This window comes from Caulobacter sp. BP25 (genome assembly GCF_002737755.1).
Lineage (GTDB): Bacteria > Pseudomonadota > Alphaproteobacteria > Caulobacterales > Caulobacteraceae > Caulobacter.
In genome coordinates this window covers 165,518-179,812 of the sequence record NZ_PEGH01000009.1, presented here as the reverse complement: position 1 = coordinate 179,812, position 14,295 = coordinate 165,518, and the positions used below count along the sequence as shown (strand labels likewise).

Annotated in this window: 14 protein-coding genes, 1 tRNA gene and 1 pseudogene; 10 read left to right on the top strand and 6 right to left on the bottom strand. The window is 67.9% G+C overall.

The features are described from left to right. The first annotated feature begins 9 nt into the window (after positions 1–9). The 7 genes from CSW59_RS06765 to CSW59_RS21790 all read left to right on the top strand — a co-directional run bounded on the left by CSW59_RS06765 (position 10) and on the right by CSW59_RS21790 (position 5,409). Entirely contained in the window at positions 10–309 is a 300-nt protein-coding gene (locus CSW59_RS06765) for a hypothetical protein (protein WP_099443310.1), read from the top strand. A gap of 186 nt (positions 310–495) precedes the next feature. Next, a complete protein-coding gene (locus tag CSW59_RS06760) occupies positions 496–1,083 on the top strand; it encodes a hypothetical protein (RefSeq protein WP_099443309.1) in 588 nt (195 codons plus the stop codon). Further along, positions 1,080–1,526: a hypothetical protein gene (locus CSW59_RS06755; protein WP_099443308.1), complete on the top strand. Its 447-nt coding sequence runs from the start codon at positions 1,080–1,082 to the stop codon at positions 1,524–1,526. The genes CSW59_RS06760 and CSW59_RS06755 overlap by 4 nt, the downstream gene beginning before the upstream one ends. Beyond that, on the top strand, positions 1,523–2,632 hold the full coding sequence (locus CSW59_RS06750; protein WP_099443307.1) for a DUF5131 family protein: 1,110 nt from the start codon (positions 1,523–1,525) through the stop codon (positions 2,630–2,632). Before CSW59_RS06755 ends, CSW59_RS06750 begins: the two co-directional genes overlap by 4 nt. 374 nt (positions 2,633–3,006) lie before the next feature. Further along, complete coding sequence (locus CSW59_RS06740; RefSeq protein WP_099443305.1) at positions 3,007–3,429, top strand: hypothetical protein; 423 nt, start codon at positions 3,007–3,009, stop codon at positions 3,427–3,429. 193 nt (positions 3,430–3,622) lie between these two features. Then, on the top strand, positions 3,623–3,784 hold the full coding sequence (locus tag CSW59_RS20760; protein WP_161495029.1) for a hypothetical protein: 162 nt from the start codon (positions 3,623–3,625) through the stop codon (positions 3,782–3,784). Positions 3,785–3,786: 2 nt separating this feature from the next. Beyond that, positions 3,787–5,409 (top strand): recombinase family protein, encoded by a 1,623-nt coding sequence (locus tag CSW59_RS21790; RefSeq protein ID WP_369825750.1) that lies wholly within the window; start codon positions 3,787–3,789, stop codon positions 5,407–5,409. Here the strand turns inward: CSW59_RS21790 and CSW59_RS06720 are convergent. Together CSW59_RS06720 and CSW59_RS06715 are read right to left on the bottom strand one after the other, a co-directional pair. Continuing rightward, positions 5,366–5,442: transfer RNA gene (locus tag CSW59_RS06720), tRNA-Met, on the bottom strand. The genes CSW59_RS21790 and CSW59_RS06720 overlap by 44 nt on opposite strands. Positions 5,443–5,559: 117 nt before the next feature. Continuing rightward, complete coding sequence (locus CSW59_RS06715) at positions 5,560–6,603, bottom strand: glycosyltransferase (RefSeq protein WP_099443375.1); 1,044 nt, start codon at positions 6,601–6,603, stop codon at positions 5,560–5,562. A gap of 160 nt (positions 6,604–6,763) precedes the next feature. On the opposite strand from CSW59_RS06715, the gene CSW59_RS06710 reads away from it, so the two are divergent. Further along, positions 6,764–7,621 (top strand): hypothetical protein, encoded by an 858-nt coding sequence (locus CSW59_RS06710; RefSeq protein WP_099443303.1) that lies wholly within the window; start codon positions 6,764–6,766, stop codon positions 7,619–7,621. On the opposite strand, the gene CSW59_RS06705 is transcribed toward CSW59_RS06710, so the two are convergent. Genes CSW59_RS06705 through CSW59_RS06695 form a run of 3 tightly spaced genes read right to left on the bottom strand, consistent with a single transcriptional unit; the run spans position 7,610 to position 9,305 of the window. Then, the gene (locus tag CSW59_RS06705) at positions 7,610–8,734 is read right to left on the bottom strand and encodes an NAD(P)/FAD-dependent oxidoreductase (RefSeq protein WP_099443302.1); all 1,125 of its coding nucleotides are present in this window, start codon (positions 8,732–8,734) and stop codon (positions 7,610–7,612) included. The two genes, CSW59_RS06710 and CSW59_RS06705, sit on opposite strands and share 12 nt — an antisense overlap. Then, positions 8,731–9,006, bottom strand: a complete 276-nt coding sequence (locus CSW59_RS06700) for a type II toxin-antitoxin system RelE/ParE family toxin (protein WP_099443301.1) — start codon at positions 9,004–9,006, stop codon at positions 8,731–8,733. Before CSW59_RS06700 ends, CSW59_RS06705 begins: the two co-directional genes overlap by 4 nt. Next, a complete protein-coding gene (locus CSW59_RS06695; RefSeq protein WP_099443300.1) occupies positions 9,003–9,305 on the bottom strand; it encodes a hypothetical protein in 303 nt (100 codons plus the stop codon). The genes CSW59_RS06700 and CSW59_RS06695 overlap by 4 nt, the downstream gene beginning before the upstream one ends. 147 nt (positions 9,306–9,452) lie before the next feature. On the opposite strand from CSW59_RS06695, the gene CSW59_RS06690 reads away from it, so the two are divergent. Both CSW59_RS06690 and CSW59_RS21270 read left to right on the top strand, forming a co-directional pair. Beyond that, on the top strand, positions 9,453–10,625 hold the full coding sequence (locus CSW59_RS06690) for a DUF418 domain-containing protein (protein WP_099443299.1): 1,173 nt from the start codon (positions 9,453–9,455) through the stop codon (positions 10,623–10,625). Positions 10,626–10,640: 15 nt separating this feature from the next. After that, positions 10,641–10,766 (top strand): annotated as a pseudogene (locus CSW59_RS21270) (hypothetical protein); the annotation flags it as partial. Between the two features lie 52 nt (positions 10,767–10,818). Here CSW59_RS21270 and CSW59_RS06680 read toward each other — a convergent pair. Then, complete coding sequence (locus CSW59_RS06680; protein ID WP_099443298.1) at positions 10,819–14,259, bottom strand: indolepyruvate ferredoxin oxidoreductase family protein; 3,441 nt, start codon at positions 14,257–14,259, stop codon at positions 10,819–10,821. Between the last annotated feature and the right edge of the window lie 36 nt (positions 14,260–14,295).

The window sequence follows — 14,295 nt, the reverse complement described above, 5'->3', positions numbered from 1 at the left end:
GAGACGCCCGTGGCCTACGACGACACCTCTGCCTATCCCACCCCACCGGCCGCGCCCGCGCCCACGAGCGCCGGCCTTGGCTTCAAGCGGGCCCACCTCATCGGCCAGCTGGTCCTCGCCGCCTTCCTGGCCTTCTATTCCGCGCTTCTCGGCCTCAGCACCCTGTTGCCGATCCTGGCCGGGCGCGGCGCCGACGCTATCAACGTCTTCCTGCTGGCGACCTGGAGCGTCGCCGGCCTGGTCTGCGCAATCCGCTGCCTGCGCGCCTGCGGATCCGTGCTGATCGCCTCCTGGCGGTCGGAGGTCTGATCCATGACCGACCGCGCGAGGCTCTGGCGACTGCAGGCGATCCGCGCGGCCATGGCGGTCGCGGTCTGGATCGTCGTGGCGATCGCCGTCTGCGCCCTCAGAAGCTGCCAACCCTGAGCGCCTCGGTCGAGCCATCGGTCCGCCGGTGGCTCCTCCGCATCGCTCGGATGCGAACGGGAGACCCCTATGAAGATCACGACAGAGGCCGGGGCAGTGGTCGGCGCGCCGCTGGTCAGGCCTGAGCCCTGGATCATCCAAACGCTCGAGGACCCCGGACTTCGACTGATCGCGCGTGAACGCGATCACCAGTTGGACCCGCTTCGCTATCGCCCCGAGGACGACGACAAATACGAAGAGGGCCAACTCTGGAATGCAGCCCACGGCTACCTGTCGACGATAGGCAGTTATGACATGGGCGAAACGCCGGCGGTGATCGCCAAGGATCCGCCCGAGTACTGGCCTTGGGCGGCGAAGCACTGGAAGCCCAAGGGCTCGATTGAGGACCTGACGCGGGCCGGCGCCCTGATCGCGGCCGAGATCACCCGCCGTATCCGGGCCAAGAAGCGCTTCGTCCAGCTGCTGATCGATGCCGCCGTCGCTGGCGGCGCTGACCGACCCTATGCCGAGGCGCAGGCAGAGATCGAGCTCGACGAATACCTGAAGTCGGAAGGGATCGAGGTCGGATGCAAGGGCCACGACTGGGGCCAGGAGGGTGCTCAGGCGCTGGCCGAGGACCTGATCCTGCGCCACCTCGAGCAGGGCGAAGCGCAATGACAGGCGCCGCCGTCAACGCCGCTCAGCAGGGCGCGCCTGTCGCGGGTCAAGACCGAAAGGTGGATGCATCCGACTCGATAACAGCATTCATCACAGCCAAGTTCGGCCGTGAGATCCGCCACGACGAGCCGCTTGAATTCACCGTTGATGAGTTCCGCGCGGCGGTAACCGCCGCATCTTCCGTTGTGGGGCTTCCGGTCCGCGCGGCGGTAACCGCCGCATCTTCCGTTGTGGGGCTTCCGGAGGGCTGGGTCGCGGTTCCACGCGATCCTTCCGAGGCCATGTGGCGCGCGCACTGGAAATGCCTCCGCCTTTCGAAAGCCGAAATCGCGGCCTGGTTCGCTTCGAGTTTGAGCCAGCGAGGGCCGAACGAAAGCGCATGCGTTTCGGCATGGCACGCGATGCTCGATGCCGCCCCTTCACTCGATGGGGAGAAACTATGAGCGACCGCACCGCGATCGAATGGACCGACGCGACCTGGAACCCGATCATCGGATGCAGCGTCATCAGCCCGGGCTGCACCAACTGCTACGCCATGCGGCTCGCCGGGACGCGCCTCAAGAACCATCCCACGCGCGAAGGCCTGACGATCGAGACCAAGGCTGGACCGGTCTGGAACGGCGAAGTGCGTCTCCGCGAGGATGAGCTGCGGGCGCCACTTCGCTGGACGCGGCCGCGCAACATCTTCGTCTGCGCGCACGCCGATCTCTTTGCCGAACAGGTGCCTTGGTCCTGGATCGACAAGGTGTTCGCCATCATGGCCCAGGCGGCCCATCACACCTACCAGGTGCTGACGAAGCGACCCGACGAGGCCAAGCGATATATCGACGCGCTGCCGGCGCGCCGGCTCGGCACCGGCCATTCAGCCTTGGACAACGCCCCCTGGCCTTTGCCAAACGTTCACCTGGGCGTCAGTGTCGAGGACAAACCGAGAGCTGACGAACGCATCCCGATCTTGCTGGCGACGCCGGCGGCCAAACGCTGGATCTCGGCCGAGCCACTGCTAGGGCCGCTGAACCTGACCCGTCTCAAGGCGCCAATCCATGTGCCCGAGGACGCCGATATGGATTGGCGGTTCGACGCGTTGAACGCCGGCGATATCTACGAATACGACGCCGGCGACGGCTACTGGGACAGCGGCGACGGTCCCTGGCATGAAGGCCTCGACTGGGTCGTCGTCGGCGGCGAAAGCGGGCCAGGATCGCGCCCCATGCACCCCGACTGGGCGACGCGGATCCGCGACGACTGCGCGAACGCCGGCGTCCCGTTCCTGTTCAAGCAATGGGGCAACTGGCTTCCGGTCAGCCAGATGGCCGACGGTATGTCGGACGATCTCTATCACCCGGCGCCGAAGAGCAATCCGGAAGGGCGTCGCCGCTGCAAGGTGGCGAACCTGGTCTTGAGCAGAGACGGCCACCAGCCGCGCCCAGGCGACCCGCGCGAGGATCTGGCGGGCGAGGGCTCCATGCTCATGTTCGAGGTCGGCAAGAAGGCCGCCGGCCGGCTGCTGGACGGCGTCGAGCACAACGGCATGCCGGGGAGGGACTAGGCCATGGTCCGACGCCTTAGCCCCAGCGATTTCGACCAAATGGTGCAGATGCGAGAACGAGGCCGGTCATATGCGGTGATCGCCAGGAAGCTTGGGTGTTCGATAGGCACCGTGAGCTGGCACTGTCTGCGGCTGGGGGCCGAACCACCCAAGCCTCGGGCCCTTAAACCGCTCGCGGATGGCCCGCAATCGGTCAGCCGGGGCGATCACACAGTACGGCGCTTCACGGCTGAGGATGACGCCAAGCTCCTGGAAATGGAGGCGCAGGGCGCGAGCGTGAGCGCGATCGCGAAGGCCCTAGACCGACGGCACAATTCGATAACGGGGCGCCTGATGACCCTGGCCAGGCATCAAGCCAGGACGGAGGCTGGGCGATGATCCGCGCCTGCAGGATCTGCGGGTGCACCGATGACCGCGCTTGCGTCGTCGGCGGCGTTCCGTGCCACTGGATCGGCCTTGACCTCTGCTCGGCCTGCGCTGTTGCGGATGAATCAAACACCGATGCTCCGGCCCGCTCCACGCGGCGCGGCAGCGCAACACTCTTCGGCGCCCACTTCGACCTCGACGACCAGGTCGCCGACGGGATCAACGACACATGCTCGGCTTGCCCGGGCGACGGCGTCATTCCCGCCGGCGACCAGATCTGGTGGAAGCCGTCGTTCGACATGTTCGCCGACTGCGATCCGCTCTGCCGGCGATGCGCCTTTGCGCAGGTTCGGTGGCCAGCTTCTTACGTCGCCGCCATCCGTCGGGCGCGCCCCTGGACCGGCCTCGAGCTGGAGGTCGCAAGCCGATGACCCGGGCCGCCAACGTCTGCTGGCCGTGGCATCTGCGGAATCTCGCCCAGCTGGACCACCACCCCAAGGGAGGTATCTGCGCGGACTGCCACAAGGACGTCGCTGTCCCCCGCGACGTCCAAGGCGTCGTGTACTGCTTGTACTGCGGCATGGATCGCGGCCTTGTCGATTTGGTCGACGAGCCGCTTTGCGAATGACCCAGCGCGCGCGAGGATATGACCGGCCGACCGCGCCGGGGGAGGAACTCGAGCCCGAGATCCTGGCCATCATCCAGGCCCTTGCGCGCGCCAACGCTCGCCGCGACTATGCCGCCGCCCAGCGCGCGGCTGGGCGGACCGAGTCCAAAGCTCTCTAGCCATGCGCGTCGCGCTCTACGCCCGCTATTCCGACGACAAGCAGAACCCAGCGTCGATCGCCGACCAGCTGGCCATCTGCACGCGTCATGCGGAGGCGCGGGGCTGGACGATCGCGGCCACCTTTACCGACGCGGCCATCTCTGGCGCGCACATGGCCAACCGGCCGGGCGTCAACATGCTGATGGCGGCCGCCGAACAGCGCGCCTTCGACCTGGTCCTGGTCGAGCACCAGGACCGCCTGTTCCGCAACCTCGCCGACAACGCCCGCGCGTTCGAGCGTCTGTCCTACCTCGGGATCGGAATCGCCACCCTGCGCACCGATCGCGTCCAGCTGATGGATGTCGCGATCGAGGGGCTGATGTCTCAGCTCTATCTCGACAACCTGTCCGCCAAGACCAAGCGCGGTATGCACGCCAACGCCGAGAAGGGCCTAGCCACCGGCGCGCGGATCTACGGCTATCGCTCGGCGCCGGGCGGGGAGATGTCGATCGTCGAGGACGAGGCCGCCGTCGTGCGCCGGATCTTCCAGGGCTATGCCCAGGGCCTGACCGCCGTCGAGATCGCCGGCGTGCTCAACGACGACAAGATCCCGTCCCCCAGCGGCGGGACCTGGGGCGCGACGTCGGTGATCGGCTCCCGCCAGCGGGCAAACGGGATCCTGCGCTGCGAACTCTATGTCGGCGTCAAGGTCTGGAACCGCTTCGACCTCAAGAAGGACCCCGCCACGGGCAAGCGCGTCCAGCGCATCCGGCCCGAGAGCGAATGGAAGCGCGTTGACGTCCCGCGCCTGCGCATCGTCGACCAGGCCGACTGGGACGCCGTCCAGGCGCGCTTCGCAATTACCGGGCCCAGCCGCGCGCCCCAGCTGGCCAACCGCCATAAGCCGGGCCTCTTCTCCGGCCTGCTCAAGTGCGCCGAATGCGGCGGCAACTACACGATCAAGGGGCCGGGGCGCTTGGTCTGTTCCGTCTATGTCGGCAAGGGCGTCGGGTCGTGCCACAACCGCCGCAGCATCAAACGCGCCGAGGTCGAGGATCGCGTCCTGGAAGGCCTGCGGGCCAAGATGCTGTCGCCGGCGGCCGTCGCCGCCTACGTCCGCGCCTATCACGCCGAGTACGAAGCCGCGGCGGCCGCCGATCGCGCGCGCCGCGCGCCGCTCGAGAAGCGCCTGGCCGAACTGAACCGCTCGATCGCGCGCCTGGTCGACGCCATCTGCGAGGGCACGGAAACGCCGGCGATGCGCGCGCGCCTGGTGTCGGCCGAGGCCGAGAAGGCCGAGCTCGAGGCGCAGCTGAGCGCCGCCGACGACAAGGCGCCGACTACGCTCCATCCCCGCGCGGCCGAGTTCTACGCAGAGCAGGTCCGCGCCCTGCAGGAGCGCCTGGCCGAGCTGAAGGACGGGCGGCCGACCGCCGACGACCGAAGGGTCATTGAACTGGTTCGCGGCCTGATCGACCGCATCGAGATCAAGCCGCTCGACCAGGCGCGCGGCGCGCCGATCGAGATCACGCTCGTCGGCCGCCTCGCGGATTTCATGAGACCGTCCTGGGAAGAAAATCGGAACGAAAGTGGGTTCCGATTGGTGGCTGGGGGCGGGATCGAACCGCCGACCTGTGGGTTATGAATCCACCGCTCTAACCATCTGAGCTACCCAGCCATCGCCAGGACGGACGGGGGTCATACGCCCAAGCGCGCTTCGCATCAAGTCTTAGAGTCTGCGCGCTTCGGGCGGCGAAACCGCACACACTTTCGCCCAGCGCCTACGTCCCGCGCTCTACGAAAGCATTCGGTCCAGCGCCGCTTCCAAGCGCCGCGCCAGCTGGTCGGGACCGTACTGTTCCAGCACCAAGGTTCGGGCCGCCTGGCCCAATCGTCGCGCGCCGTCGCGGTCGCCGATCAGCTCACCCAGCGCCTCGGCCAGGCGATCGGCGTCGTCTTCCGGGACCAGGCGGCCGTTGACGCCCTCCTTGATCATCTCGACCGGTCCCTCGATCTCGGAGGCGACCACGGGCAGGCCGACCGCCATCGCCTCCAGCAGGGTCAGTGGAAAGCCCTCCTGGTGCGAGGGAAAGGCGAAGAGGTCGCCCGTGGCCAGGAAGCCGGCGACGTCGTCGGTCCAGCCGACCAGCTTGACGCAAGGGTCGAGGTCCAGCTCGCGGATCAAGCTCTCCAGCGCCCCGCGCTCATCGCCCTCGCCGGCGATCTCGCAGACCACATCCAGGTCCCACGCGCGCAGCTTGCCGACCGCGCGGATCAGGACGTCGAAGCCCTTCTTGGGATGCAGGCGACCGGCGGCGACGATGCGGATCGCCCCCTCGGACCGCGTGAAGGGTTCGGCGCGCGCCGTGGGCGGCGTCACGGCGTTGGGAATGAAATGGACGTGGTCGGCGGGCGCGCCACGCTCGACCGCTAGCCGCGCCAGATGCTGGCCGACACATAGATAGTGGACGCCCGGGCGGACATCGAACACCGGCTTGTGCACGCAGACCGCCTGGACGGCGCCGACCGGCGCGACCTTGGCGAAGACCCGGGCCGGACGCTGGCCGTGGCTGAGGATCAGGTCGGGCCGCGCCGCGCGGACCAAGGCCCTGGCCGCGCCGACCGTCAGCGGATCCCAGTCGGTGTAGGCCGGCATGGTCGCGAGTGGCGGCGTGCGCGAGCCTTGCGCGGCCGCGACCTTGCCGCCCTGGCGCACCACGCCGATGCAGCGCCCGCCGTGGCGCGCGGCCCAGGCTTCCAGAATCGGCTGATAGTCGAGGAAGACCTGCTCCAGACCGCCCAGCCCCTTGCCCAGCATGGCGTGCAGGATGTTGCTCAAGACGGGCTCCGGGGCGGCGTTGCGGGCCGGGACCATCGTGGCGCCCGCGCCTGGTGTCAACGCGCGGAGCCCTACCAAGGGTTCAGCCCGGCGTTTCCGAAGGAACCACTCGGCGACTTCAACACTTTACGTTGAGGGTTAGTTTGCGGTTAGCTGCTGATTGCACCGCAAGACCCGTCCCTTTCTCCTGATCGCGAGGTCGATCCTGAGCCGAGATGACGACTACGCCGAGCACGTCCGCAAGCTCCTCGACGACGACACCTCGTCGACGGAGAAGAAGATGGCGCGCATCCTGGTCGCGGGCGCCAAGTGGGTGACGGAAAGCTGGTCGCGGCGACTGGTCCAGGTCAGCACGCGCATCCGCAGCGGCCCGTTCGAGGGCATGGACTATTGCGTCAACGCGGCCGAGGGCGCCTATCTGCCACGGCTCCTGGGAACCTATGAGGCTGAGCTGGCGCCCGCGATCGCGGCGCTGCGCCAGAACCCGCCCGACCACGTGATCGATATCGGCTGCGCCGAGGGCTACTACGCGGTCGGCTTCGCGCGGATCTTCCCCAAGGCGCGCGTTCATGCCCACGATATCGACGATGTCGCGCGCCGACGGTGCGCATTGCTGGCCAAGGCCAACGGGGTCGAAGACCGGCTTGAGGTCGGCGGCGAGTTCACCGGCGAGGATTTCGCGCCGTTCGAAGGTCGAAACGCCCTGGTCTTCATGGACGCCGAGGGGTTCGAGGATGAACTGCTCCACCCCGACCGCTACCCCGCCCTCCAAGGCTTCTCGCTGATCGTCGAGACCCATCCCGGCGCCCGTCCCGGCGTCACAGATCGGCTGATCCAGCGCTTCCAGCCCACCCACGACATCCAGCGCATCGACCAGGACGCGCCCCGGGTGACGCTGCCCCAGGAGCTTCGCGAAGCCAGCCACATCGAAATGCTGCTGTCGCTTTGGGAGTGGCGCGGCCAGCCGACGCCGTGGCTGTTCATGCGCCCCAAGACGCCGAACGCATTAGCCAGCTAGACGCGCAGCCACCGCTTCCCCGATCGCCAGCGAGCTGGTCAGTCCAGGGCTTTCGATGCCGAACAGGGCGATCAGGCCCTCCAGCCCATGATCGTCGGCGCCGCGCAGTTGGAAGTCGGGCTGAGGCTCGCCTGGCCCATGCAGCTTAGGCCGCACGCCAGCGTAGTCGGGCTGCAGGGCGCCGTCGGGCAGGCCTGGCCAGAACTTGCGGATATAGGCCGCGAAGGCTTCGGCGCGGGCGGGATCGACCGAATAGTCTGGCGCGGGAACGTATTCCAGGTCTGGTCCAAACACCGCCTGGCCACCCAGGTCGTTGCGGTAGTGCGTGCCCAGCGCCCCGTGGATCGGCGGCGGATAGATCAGCCGCTGAAACGGCGCCTTGCCGGTCAGGCGGAAATAGACGCCCTTGCCGTAGTGGGCCTTGGGGATGTGGTCCGCCGGATAGCCCTCGATCCGGCCGGCGACATCCTGCGAGGACAGACCCGGCGCCGTGACCAGATACCGGCAGGTCAGGCTGGTCGGGTCCGCCCCACCCGCCCGCACCTTGAAGCCGCAGCCCCCAAAGCCGCCAATGATCGGCTCGGCGCCCTCGAACGGCGTCGACAGCACCACCGCCCCGCCAGCCGCCTCGATCTCGCCCTGCAGGGCCAACATGTAGTCGTGGCTGGCGAAGACGCCGCTCTCCGGCGACAGCAGGGCCGCGTGAGCGTTCAGGCCCGGCTCCAGCGCCTGCGCCTGCTCGCCCGTCAGCCGTTCCATACCCTCAACATCATTGGCCAGGGCCTGGTCCCAGATGGCGTCGAGGCGCGAAATCTCGTCCTGGCTGGTCGCCACCACCAGCTTTCCGCAGCGCTTGTAGGCGACCCCGTGCGTGTCGAGAAACGCGTACAGCAGCCGTCGCCCCTGCACGCACAGCCGCGCCTTCAGCGAGCCGGTCGGATAGTAGAGCCCGCCGTGGATCACCTCGGAATTGCGCGACGAGACGCCCTGGCCGATGTGGCCTTCAGCCTCCAGCACGGCCACGACCAGGCCGCGCCGGGCCAGCGCATAACCGCAGGCCAGGCCCACGGCCCCGGCTCCCACCACGACGGCGTCGAAATCGTACTCGGTCATTTCAGGGTCGCCGAATGCTCGATGGAGCGAATGACGACCTCCTGTTCGCTCACTTGATACAAGATGACGTAGGCACCGTAGGGAAGCCGACGGAAGCTGGGATTTCTCGCGACGGCCTGAGCCATGAAGGGAAAGGCCGCGATCTGGTCGAACTCCTCGATGAGGCCTTCGATGAAATGCACCGCGGCCCTTGGGCTATCCTTGGCGATATAGGCCCGAATGCGGTTCAGATCGCGCTGAGCCCGCTTCGTCAGGACATAACCGGAACTCACTCTCCAGCGGCCCTGGCCTGGGCTTTCAGATCCGCCAGCATCTCGGACAGGAACGCCCGCCCATCGACGCACTCGCCTGGGTCGATGGCCTCGACCTCCAGTTCATCAAGCAACGCCTCGAGTTTCTCCGATCCGCCGACGATATCGGCCGCCCGGCGATAGTTGAGTTCGGCCAGTTCGGCCGCGACCCCCTCGTCCAGCGACGCGAACTCGCCGCGATCGACCCGCGCCTGAAGGTCCGCAGCGTCCTCGGCGCTGATCCGCACCGTCACCTGGCTTTGATCGACCGGCCTGTTCATGCCCAAAGCCTAACACGAACCTCCGCCCGCGCCAGCGGGGCGAAACCGCAAACGATTGACAGCGCCGTCGGATCGGACAAGGTCGCGCCTTCGCCAAGGGCGCCAAGACGCTCAGGACCGTCCGCAGGGGGACAAGGTGGGGAAACCATGACCAGCGCCATGACGGCCGCGCCCGCGCGCAATCTCTTGATCGACACGTTGCGCGCCTTCGCCCTGATCGGCGTCTACATGGTCCACATGTTCGAGCAGTACGAGATCTACTGGGCGGCGCCGCAACAGAACCTGACCCATGTGATCTTCACCGCCTTCTTCATGGGCAAGGCGTTCAGCCTGCTGACCCTGTGCTTTGGGCTGAGCTTCTTCCTGCTGATGGACAAGGCCGACCGGCGCGGGGTCGATTTCGGCAACCGCTTCGCCTGGCGCATGGCGGTGCTGGCCCTGATCGGCCTGGTTCACAGCCTGGTCTATCGCGGCGACATCCTGATGGTGCTGGCGCCGCTGGGTCTCGTCCTGATCCCCTATCACCGCGCCAGCAACCAGATGATCCTGGGCGTGGCCGCCGTGCTGCTGGCCCAGCCGGGCCTGCTGTACCAGATCGGCGGCGCGCTCGCCGGCGAGGTCTGGGCCAACCAGCCGCCGCACCACTATGGCGACACAGGCCCCGCCTTCTACCGCACAGCGCCGCTCGATCAGCTGCTGGTCTGGAACGTCTGGCAGGGCCAGAGCTTCAAGTGGTGGTTCTTCATCGAGACCGGCCGGCTGTTCCAGATCCTGGCCCTGTTCCTGGTCGGCCTGCGCCTGGGCCGCGCCGGCTTCTTCGACAATCCCGACCGCTTCAAGGCCGAGCGCCGCGCGGCCCTGACCGCGCTCGCCGCCTTCGCCATCGCCTGCCACCTGGGCGCGGCCCCGCTACAGGCCCTGGCCCCGGACGCCGCGACCGCACCGATGGCCCGCAAGCTGATCGGCACGCTGCTGGGCGGCTGGTTCGACGTCTCGCTGATGGGCGTCTATGTGCTGCTGATCGTCGAGGCCTATCAGGGGGTTGGGCGGAAGCTCTTGGACCGTCTCGCGCCGATGGGCCGCATGACCCTGACCTTCTACGTGCTGCAGTCGCTGATCTGGGTGCCGGTGTTCTACGGTTTTGGCCTGGGCGCCTGGAAGTGGCTGCCACAATCGACGGCGCTTTGGCTGGGCGTTGGCTTCCTGGTCGTACAGGGCGTGGCGGCGACGCTGTGGTTCAAGCGCTTCCACTACGGCCCGCTGGAGTGGGTCTGGCGGGCGGGGACGTATCGGACGGTCAAGGTGCCGTTCGTTAGGTGAGGGGCGGACGAGGGCTCCCTCTCCCGGCGGGAGAGGGCCGGGGAGAAGAATTACGGCGTTCGACGGAGCGCCGGCACGCCGTCAATCCTCGAAACCCCTCTCCCTCCCACCGCTACGCGGCGGGCCCCGCCCTCTCCCTAAAGGAGAGGGTTTCTTTTGGGCGCCCCGCCAGGGGGCGCGATCGCTTTCCCGCCTACCCTTCCCACTGCCCCCACAGCTTCTCCTCCGCCGCCTTGGCCGTCTTCACCGAGGCCTCCTTGACGTGGCCGAAGCCGCGGATCTGCTGGGGTATCTCGGCGATCTTCAGGGCCAGCGGCAGGCTCTCGACGCATAGCCCCGCCGCCAGGCGATCCAGCGCCACCTCGTAGGACGTGATCAGGCCGCGCTCCATCCTGCGCTCCTCGGTCTTGCTGAAGATGTCGAGCGCGCCGCCGCGCAGGCCCTTCAGCTTGGCCATCATCGGGAAGGCCAGATCCAGCATCCAGCCGCCGAAGGCGATCTTCCGGGGCTTGCCGTCGGCGCCCTTGGGGGCCAGCAGCGGCGGGGCCAGCCAGACCTTGGCCTTGCCGCCCTTGAACGTCCCGGCCAGCTCGGCCGCGAAGCGACCGTCGGTGTAGAGGCGCGCGACCTCGTACTCGTCCTTATAGGCCATCAGCTTATAGAGGTTCACCGCCGCCGCGCGGGTCAGCGACAGGGTCGAGGCCTCGCCGGACACCGCCGTCTCGGCCGCGCGGACCTTGGCGACCTTGTCCGCATAGCGCTGGGCGTAGGCCGCGTTCTGGTAGGCGGTCAGCTCCCGCATCCGGTGGGCGATCAGCGCGTCCAGCGGCATCGCCTCGGGCGTGGCGACCTTGTCTTCCTTCACGTCGATCGAAGACGGATCGTGGGCCACCCGGCGGCCCAGCTCGAAGGCCTGCAGGTTGGCGTCGGCGTCGACGCCGTTCAGCTTGATGGCGCGATAGAGAGCGCGGCTGGAGACCGGGATCACCCCGCGCTGCCAGGCGAAGCCCACCATGATCATGTTGGCGTAGATGGCGTCGCCGAACTGGCTTTCGGCCAGGTGCTGGGCCGGACAGGCGTCGAAGGTCTGGGTCGCGCCCTTGACCCGCCGGGCCATGGCCCCGCTGTCGAAGCGGATGTCGCGGCTGGTGACGAAGTCGGCGGTGGGGGCAAAATCGCTGTTGCCGAAGGCGCGCGTGCGGTCCTTGGCGTACAGCGACAAGCCTTCCGGCGATGCCGCCACGAGCAGATCACAAGCGATCAGCACGTCGGTGCTGGCCGCCGGCACGCGGCCGCCGACCACGGTCTCTTCGGTCTCGCCGATCTTGACGTGGCTGAACACCGAGCCGCCCTTTTGCGCCAGACCCGTCATGTCCACCACGCTGCCGGCGCGACCGTCGATGTGGGCGGCCATGGCCAGGATCGAGGCCACGGTCGTCACGCCCGTGCCACCGACGCCCGTGAACAGGATCTTGCGCACGCCGGTCAGCGGCTCGAAGTCCGGCAGCGGCGTCGACTCGGCGGTCAAGGCCGCCGGGGTCGTCTTGGACTGGGCGCTTTCGGCCCCTTCTAGGGTGATGAACGACGGGCAGAAGCCCTGCACGCAGCTGTAGTCCTGATTGCAGCTGGACTGGTTGATCTTGCGCTTGCGGCCAAACTCGGTGGCCAGCGGCTCAACCGAGACGCAGTTGGACTTCACCGAACAGTCGCCGCAGCCCTCGCAGACCAGCGGGTTGATGAAGACGCGCTGGGTGGCCTTGGGCATCGCGCCCCGCTTGCGGCGACGGCGCTTTTCGGTGGCGCAGGTCTGGTCGTAGAGCAGGACCGTGGTCCCGGGCGTGTCGCGCAGCATCTCCTGTACGGCGATCAGGTCCGAGCGCGGGAAGACCTCGACCCCAGGCGCCAGGCCCGTAACGCCCTCGTAGCGCCCCAGGTCATCGACGACGATGACGGTCTTCTGGACGCCCTCGGCCGCCAGCTGGCGGGTGATCTGGGCGGGGGTGAAGCCGCTCTCGGCGCGCTGGCCGCCGGTCATGGCGACGGCGTCATTATAGAGCAGCTTGTAGGTGATGTTGGTCCCGGCGGCGATCGCGCCTCGGATCGCCAGCGAGCCCGAGTGGTTGTAAGTGCCATCGCCCAGGTTCTGGAAGACGTGCTTCTCGCTGGTGAACGGCGCGGCGCCGACCCAGGTCAGGCCCTCGCCGCCCATATGGGTGTTGAGGTCGGTCATCGGGTCGTTGAACCCGGCCATGTAGTGGCAGCCGATGCCGGCCAAGGCCCGCGACCCCTCGGGCAGCTTGGTCGAGGTGTTGTGCGGACAGCCCGAGCAGAAGAACGGCTTGCGGGCCTGGTCGGCGGCGAGGCTGACGGCGGCGACGCCGGCGGCCGAGACGCGGTTCAGATAGGCCCGCGCCCGCTCCATGTGCGGGCCGTCGGGCAGACGGTCGTAGATGGCGAGCGCGATTTCGGCCACCGACAGCGAGCCGAGTTCGGAGAGCAGCGGCCCGCCCTTCTCGTCGGTCTTGCCGATCACGCGCGGGCGCGCTTGGGCGGGCAGATCATAGAGGGCGGCGCGCGCCTGGGGTTCGATCAGGGCGCGCTTGTGCTCGATGACCATCAGCGTTTCGAGGCCGGCGGCGAAGGCGCGCAGGCCCAGGGGCTCCAACGGCCAGGGCATGCCGACCTTGTAGATCGAGACCCCCAGGTCGGCGGCTTCCTGCAGGGTCATGCCCATGGCCGTAAAGGCCTCCAGCACGTCCTTATAGGCCTGGCCTTGGCAGACAATGCCCAGCCGCGCCTTGCCGACGCGCACGTGGGAAGCCCCCAGCACCACGCGGTCGATCCCGTTGGCGCGGGCGAAGGCCAGGGCGGCGGGGATCTTGTGGAGCCGCATCCGCCGCTCCTTCTCCATCGGCTGGTCCTTCAGCCGGATGCCAAGACCGCCGGGCGGAAACGGGAAGTCGGGGGTGACCAGCGTGTGGCGGTCCAGCGAGACGTCGATCGTGACGCCCGAATCCATGGTGTCGGCCAGGGCGATCATGCCCGTCCACAGCCCTGAGAAGCGCGACAGCGACAGGCCCAGGATCCCGTAGTCAAGCACCTCCTGCACGTCGGCCGGCGACAGCACCGGCATCTCGAAGTCCTGGAAGGCGAATTCGGACTGCGACGGCAGGGTCGAGCTCTTGCAGCCGTGGTCGTCGCCGGCCACCGCCAGCACCCCGCCGGTCGGGAAGACGCCGGCAAAGTTGGCGTGCTTGAAGACATCGCCGGTGCGGTCGACGCCCGGCGCCTTGCCGTACCACATGCCAAACACGCCGTCGTAGAGCGCGCCCGGAAACAGGTTCGCCTGCTGGCTTCCCCACACGGCGGTGGCGGCCAGGTCCTCGTTGACGCCTTCCTTGAAGACGACATCGTGGGCGGTCAGCAATTTGTTGATGCGGGCGGCCTGCTGGTCGAGACCGCCGAGGGGGGAGCCGCGATAGCCGGACAAAAAGCCCGCCGTATTCAACCCCGCCTTGCGATCGAGGCGCTTGCGATCCAGCAGCACCCGCAACAGCGCCTGCACGCCCGTGATGAAGGCGCGGCCATCTTCGAGCACATATTTGTCGTCTAGCGTGACTTCTGGGTGCCGCATGGCAAAATTTTTCCTCCCGGGTCTTCACGCCCGTAA